Consider the following 5,549-nt stretch of genomic DNA (forward strand, 5'->3'; position numbering starts at 1 on the left):
CCAATAAAGGATAACTGTTTATTATCATGCCTAAGAAGATTCTGTTGTATGCTCATGATGGTGTTGGCTACGGACATATAGCCCGGATGAGTAATTTGGGTACTGCGCTAATTAAAGAGGGTCCCGGGTTTCAGATTGATTTGGTTACCGGTTATCAATCTATAGGCACCTTTCTTCCTCCAAATCACTCTTTTACCGTTATCAAAATCCCGTCAAATATATCTCGGGCCACCATTACTGACCCTATTACCGAACAACGATATCATCAGCGAATAACCGACAGAAAAGAGGCATGGCGAAAGATCTTCCTCCAAAACACCTATGATTATTGGGTAATAGATTTTTTTCCCAATGGCACAGGAGGTGAGTTAACTGAATTGCTTTACTGGGTCAAAACCACGAACACTCAAATCAAATTTATACTTACGCTTAGGGGAGTTATTTTTTCCGCAGCGAAAACTCAGGCATTTTACCAGCGAAATGACAGTCTGCGGCTTATCAATGATTTATATGATCGAGTCATTGTTTTCTGTGACCCCCAAATCGTAGATCTGAACGCTGAGTACTTCAGCGGGAAAATCACTAAGCCAATTCATTATCTGGGTTATCTTTATGAAAAAGACCGATTGGTCAAAGCCGAACCACACTCCGACCATACGCACGTGATGATTGATTTTGGCGGAGGGTTCGAATGCGATGAGTTACTTTTAGCGACATTGAATGCCCTGAATAAATCAGACAAACATTATGTAATCACAGTTTTATTAGGTGAGTATTATCAGCAGGAAACGATCGAAATTGTGATTTCGCAAAACGACGGTATCAACGTTCACAGGCAACCCTTTCCTTCCGGCAAAGTCATTCAGCCAGTCCATGTTGTGATAGGCTGCGGTGGTTACCACGTTACCGTCAATTGTATTTTTAATAGTATTCCGTTATTAGTTATCCCAAAAGACGAACTGGAAGAAGCCGGAATTCATATCAACCGCCTTAAAAAGTTTGCATCAATAAATATCACTCCCAAAGACCGGATCTGCACAATTGATACCGCTATTCAGACATTGCTCGAAAGTCCTTCCATCCATTCGCTGAATAGTTGTACGGCGGAAGGTTTGGCTGTTTTTTTTAACGATTGAATTAAATGAAGATACTGATCATCACTATACACGCAGATCCGACCATTCCCCCGGGAGCCAGAGAAGGAGGCGGAACGCATTTATATATCAACGAACTCATTAATATGCTTATTTATCGCAAAGCGGAAGCGCTCATTATTACCCGGAAAGCGTCCCCAGGCAATGAGACTTTCACTTATGGCGATGTGAAAATAAGAAGAATGCGATTGGGACCAGAGGCGACATGGGACAAAAATAATTTTGATGACAGAGAAGGTGAACTGTTGCATATGATTCAAGATATTGTAGCTGACGAAAGATTTCAACCTGATCTGATCCATTCAGTTTACTGGCATTCCGGCAGGGCTGCAGCCGCACTTTCCGATAAATGGAAAAAGCCGTTCATCCATTCGGTTATATCTGCGGGAATGCGGAAGAAAATAACCGGCTACCCGGTGAGCGAGCAGCGGCTGGCGACCGAAAGATTAATTTTCGGGAGCGCGAAAATCATTATCGCTGTTTCGGTACAGGAAAAAGACGATCTCATCAATTATTATCAGGTTTCTTCATCAAAAGTCAAAGTCATCGGCAGAGCCGTTGATCAATTGTTCCTTGCCAGTTTGTACGATGATGATGGTACGTTATTGCCATTAACTGAACCCCGCATTCAAGGTAACCATGAATGAAATGATCACAAATCCCAAACTTCCGTTTGTTTACTTTGGCCGTCTCGCAGCCTCGAAGGGCATTGCATTGTGCATAGAAGCCGCCTATATTTTGTATCTGCGCTGGGGGAACCACGGTCACTCACTTTGGATTATTGGCGGTAATAATGACGAAATTATGAAACTGAAGCAAAGTGAAATACTGGGAAACAAGATCAGCGATCTGGAGCTTCAAGGTCTTCTATTTTGGTGGGGGCATTTGCCGCACGAATTCTTGCCGCTCATTTTGAGAAAATGCGCTTTTTTTTGCTTCACGTCCCAATATGAGCCAGGCGGCAGAACAATCCTCGAAGCAATGGCCTCCGGATTGCCGGTCATAGCGGCGCCACAAGGCTTTGCTGAAACCCTGATCGAGCCGGGAGTTAACGGACTTATAATAGCAGATTATCATCCGGAAACATGGGCTGAAGCCATGCAGGGGCTATTAGCAAATGAAGAGCAAAGAAAAGCCATGGGGCAAGCCGCACGACAAACTATTTTGAATAACTATACGATGCAGGCTTTTATGGAAAGACACTGGGAGATATATGATCAGTTCAACCCAGAATACAATAAGCGTCCATAACTTTATTGCTATCCTGATGATCAAAATCAACAGAACCCTCATTCATCATAAGCTCCGTAAACTTATCAAATTCCGGAATTGCAATTGACTGGGAAAGCGCACGAAGATCGTCCGTTTTTTCTAATCGGAAAAGGGTATAAGCTACAGCTTTGAGCGCTGCATAGCGCCTGGAAGAGAATTGAAGATTTTTTACCTCATAGGCTATGGTTGCTCGCGTCCTCAGCAAATGTTCTGATACAGCTGTGCAGATGTTATACGATTTTGAAAGCAGATTTTTCTGAAAAGCTAACTGAGCCAAATTCGTTTTAATACGCCATAACCAGCGGTGATTATTTGCCAATTCGCTGTTGGATTGGGCAAGGTCTAAATAGGCTTCTGCCATTTCAAAGTCTCCTTTGCGCCAATTGATAATGCCGTATATATTCTGCGCACGGGCTTCTTCAGCCAGATTTAATCGCTTTTTGCTCAACGGTATAGCCTCTAATAAAAGTCTTTCCGTTTCATCGAACCTATGCAAATAAAAGTTGGCCATCGCCATGTCGATAAGCAAATGCAAATTGATATGACGCGTGTAGCTGTCCTTGATTTTTTCATAGTAATAAAGCGACTGCGTTGGCTGGGAGGTCAAATAATAAGCAGCCAGGTTAGAATACTGTTCGTTTCGCAATTGCCTGCTTTCCCATCTCTGCGCTGCTTGTTCGAAAAAAGTTATCGAAGCGTCCTTTTCGCCGAGATGCTTCAAATTGATCCCTTTGCTACAAAGTATTTTAAAAAGCATTTCCTGCGGGGTTTCAGGCTCATTAACAGCTAATTCATAGGCGCTTGTCAGATAATCGGCGGCTTGATGGAAGTCTTCTTCTTTAGTGAATTTTACGCCCAGGAAATAAAGATATTGCAGGTGGTTAGCCCGGCCCAATTCCCGGAAATCAGCAAACTTTTTCAGTAACCCGAAGAGCTCAGGCGATCTACGGGATGCCAAAAAGTTAAAACGGTCATACAACTTGAGCAGCGGAAAGATCATTTCGACGATATTTTCCGTTTCCGGACCAGCCCCTGCGACCCGGTAGCTAATGTCAATAGCCTTCTCATAAAAAATCAATGCGTTAAACGGCGCATTTGAAATTTGACATTCAGCGTGCAGACGATACTGCCGGGCTGCTCGCTCGTAATCTCCGGCATACTCATAAAGTTTTCCCAAAACGTCCGGTTTGTTGAAACCATGCATCTTTTCCAAATACATAGCAGCTTCGAAGGCTAATACTTGTTGCGTGAAAAGTTGCTGGACATTAGCGTAGAAGAGATCATGATGAAATGAAATCAATAATAAATTATCTTCTTTTGCAACGGCCTTGAAAAGATTCGTCTCCAGTAATTTTTTAAGATTCAGTTCCGGATAGACAGACAAAGCCTCCTGCTTACTTAAAATATTGTTTGAAAAAAAAAGCAATAAAACGAAGTCCCGGACCTGCGAATCGGTAATCCACAGCTGCATGGCGGCAGTAATTAAATTATTAATTCGACCACTCTGCAATTCTCTGCTATCCAGCAACGCTGCCGGATCGCCGAGCCACCAGTATTGCTCATCAACAGACCTTATGACGCTCCTGGACTTTAGCAGCTCGATATATAACTCGACGTAAAACACGTGATTCAGTGTACTGCGTTTGATTAAAGACAACATATTGAGATTGACTCCCGGTAGCCGTCCGAAGATATACTCATCGATATCGCGATCTTCCAGTTCAGGCAGCTCAATTATTTGATAACGGTTGCTTTGTGAAAGAGAGTCGATAAACCGAATCCACTGGGTTTCATAATAAGGGTCTGTCTTTAAAGGAGTCGAAACCGTCAAGGCAATAACCGGCGTGTTTATTTCCCGTAAACGATTAAACAAAGCCTTCAGAAAGGCCATCATATCGCTGGAGACTTTATGCAGATTGTCTAACATTAAAATCACCTTTTTTCGGCTTTGATGGCTTTGCACCATTTTAATAAGTACCTCCAGGCAGATCTCGGGAGCGACATGGGCCGTAAAACGATCCTGTCTGATTACCTCCAGCATTTGTTTGCAAACTACAGTCGGAAGCTGAAAATAGCTGGAAAGATAATCGATGATTCCCTCATCTGATTCAAGCAGAGCAAAGTAATTCAAGCCGATCAAATGGCCAATAATTTCCTTTGAGAATGTCAGGACGTTGATGTCCGACAAATCGACCGACGCAACATTATAATCGAGCTTGTGCATTTGCCGGAACAAATGATTGGCGAAGAAACTTTTTCCTTTTCCGCTTTCCCCTTTGATAATGACAATTTGGCCGTCCTGTAGAAACCTGGCAACATCTTGCAGAAGCACCTTTCTTCTGGCACCGATCAGCTGATATCTTACATCATTAGCAATCTCATTATCACTTAACACCGGGTTAGTCTGAATTTCGTTTAGCGCAATGCGGAATGTTTTTCCGTGGGCAGTAGAACGAATGCGTCTCAGGTCTATCTGGTCCTTGTCCCAAAAACTTGCTGTAAAATCCTCTACGCGCCGAAGGTTTTCCCTGCCTATCGTAACAGATATTTGATCATAAGTTTGATCGCTCTTTTGGGGTAAGTTCTCAAGGAGTTCTTTCATAAACAACGAGAAGGAATCCAAAGTCATTTCTTGCTGGTGTTGCTGAAATCTATGTAACACTTCTTCGTAGTGCGTTGTCAACAGGTTGCGATAATGATACCCATCAACCAAATTGATTTTTAGTCCTGATTTATAGGCGAATAATAGCAACTCCTCAACCGTTTGTTTAGTAAAATAACAATTGGTGACAAAATACAATGACCTGATATTGGCATTCGATGCCATAATGACGCTTCCGGCAATATCTTTGATCATCACCTGTTTGCGTTTATCCCGTAATTTAGCCTCCACCCAGACATCAACATTTGGCAGAGGAAGAATATTACTAATCAGTTTTTTATTGATTTCAACATCCCGCCCGCCATCTCGCGTCATCTTAGTCATCAGGATTTCGCTTCTTTCCAGTTTAAAATCAATTTCAAAAAGCATCAGTGTTAAGAGCTCGAAATAACGCCAAAATTCCGCTGCAAACTGCTTTTTGTTTTGTTGAGGCATGATAATAAACAGTTATCCTTTATTGG

The 5,549-nt window shown here is 42.5% G+C and carries 4 protein-coding genes; 3 read left to right on the plus strand and 1 reads right to left on the minus strand.

The features are described 5' to 3' along the window. The first annotated feature begins 26 nt into the window (after positions 1–26). Genes ACFFGT_RS19265 through ACFFGT_RS19275 form a run of 3 tightly spaced genes read left to right on the plus strand, consistent with a single transcriptional unit; the run spans position 27 to position 2,405 of the window. Positions 27–1,136, plus strand: coding sequence for a hypothetical protein (locus ACFFGT_RS19265; protein WP_377024143.1), 1,110 nt, complete (start codon positions 27–29; stop codon positions 1,134–1,136). 5 nt (positions 1,137–1,141) lie between these two features. Further along, positions 1,142–1,801 carry a glycosyltransferase gene (locus ACFFGT_RS19270; RefSeq protein WP_377024144.1) on the plus strand — a complete coding sequence of 220 codons (660 nt, stop codon included), beginning with the start codon at positions 1,142–1,144 and terminating at the stop codon, positions 1,799–1,801. Beyond that, positions 1,794–2,405 carry a glycosyltransferase family 4 protein gene (locus tag ACFFGT_RS19275; RefSeq protein WP_377024145.1) on the plus strand — a complete coding sequence of 204 codons (612 nt, stop codon included), beginning with the start codon at positions 1,794–1,796 and terminating at the stop codon, positions 2,403–2,405. Before ACFFGT_RS19270 ends, ACFFGT_RS19275 begins: the two co-directional genes overlap by 8 nt. On the opposite strand, the gene ACFFGT_RS19280 is transcribed toward ACFFGT_RS19275, so the two are convergent. Further along, positions 2,377–5,523 carry an AAA family ATPase gene (locus ACFFGT_RS19280; RefSeq protein ID WP_377024146.1) on the minus strand — a complete coding sequence of 1,049 codons (3,147 nt, stop codon included), beginning with the start codon at positions 5,521–5,523 and terminating at the stop codon, positions 2,377–2,379. The two genes, ACFFGT_RS19275 and ACFFGT_RS19280, sit on opposite strands and share 29 nt — an antisense overlap. Positions 5,524–5,549 lie beyond the last annotated feature (26 nt).

Source organism: Mucilaginibacter angelicae (genome assembly GCF_042434235.1).
Classification (GTDB): Bacteria; Bacteroidota; Bacteroidia; order Sphingobacteriales; family Sphingobacteriaceae; genus Mucilaginibacter; species Mucilaginibacter angelicae.

What these genes read in the sequence shown, in the direction of transcription:
- ACFFGT_RS19265 (WP_377024143.1), top strand. Translation starts at nt 27, where the DNA reads ATGCCTAAGAAGATTCTGTTGTATGCTCATGATGGTGTTGGCTACGGA.
- ACFFGT_RS19270 (WP_377024144.1), top strand. Translation starts at nt 1,142, where the DNA reads ATGAAGATACTGATCATCACTATACACGCAGATCCGACCATTCCCCCG.
- ACFFGT_RS19275 (WP_377024145.1), top strand. Translation starts at nt 1,794, where the DNA reads ATGAATGAAATGATCACAAATCCCAAACTTCCGTTTGTTTACTTTGGC.
- ACFFGT_RS19280 (WP_377024146.1), bottom strand. Translation starts at nt 5,523, where the DNA reads ATGCCTCAACAAAACAAAAAGCAGTTTGCAGCGGAATTTTGGCGTTAT.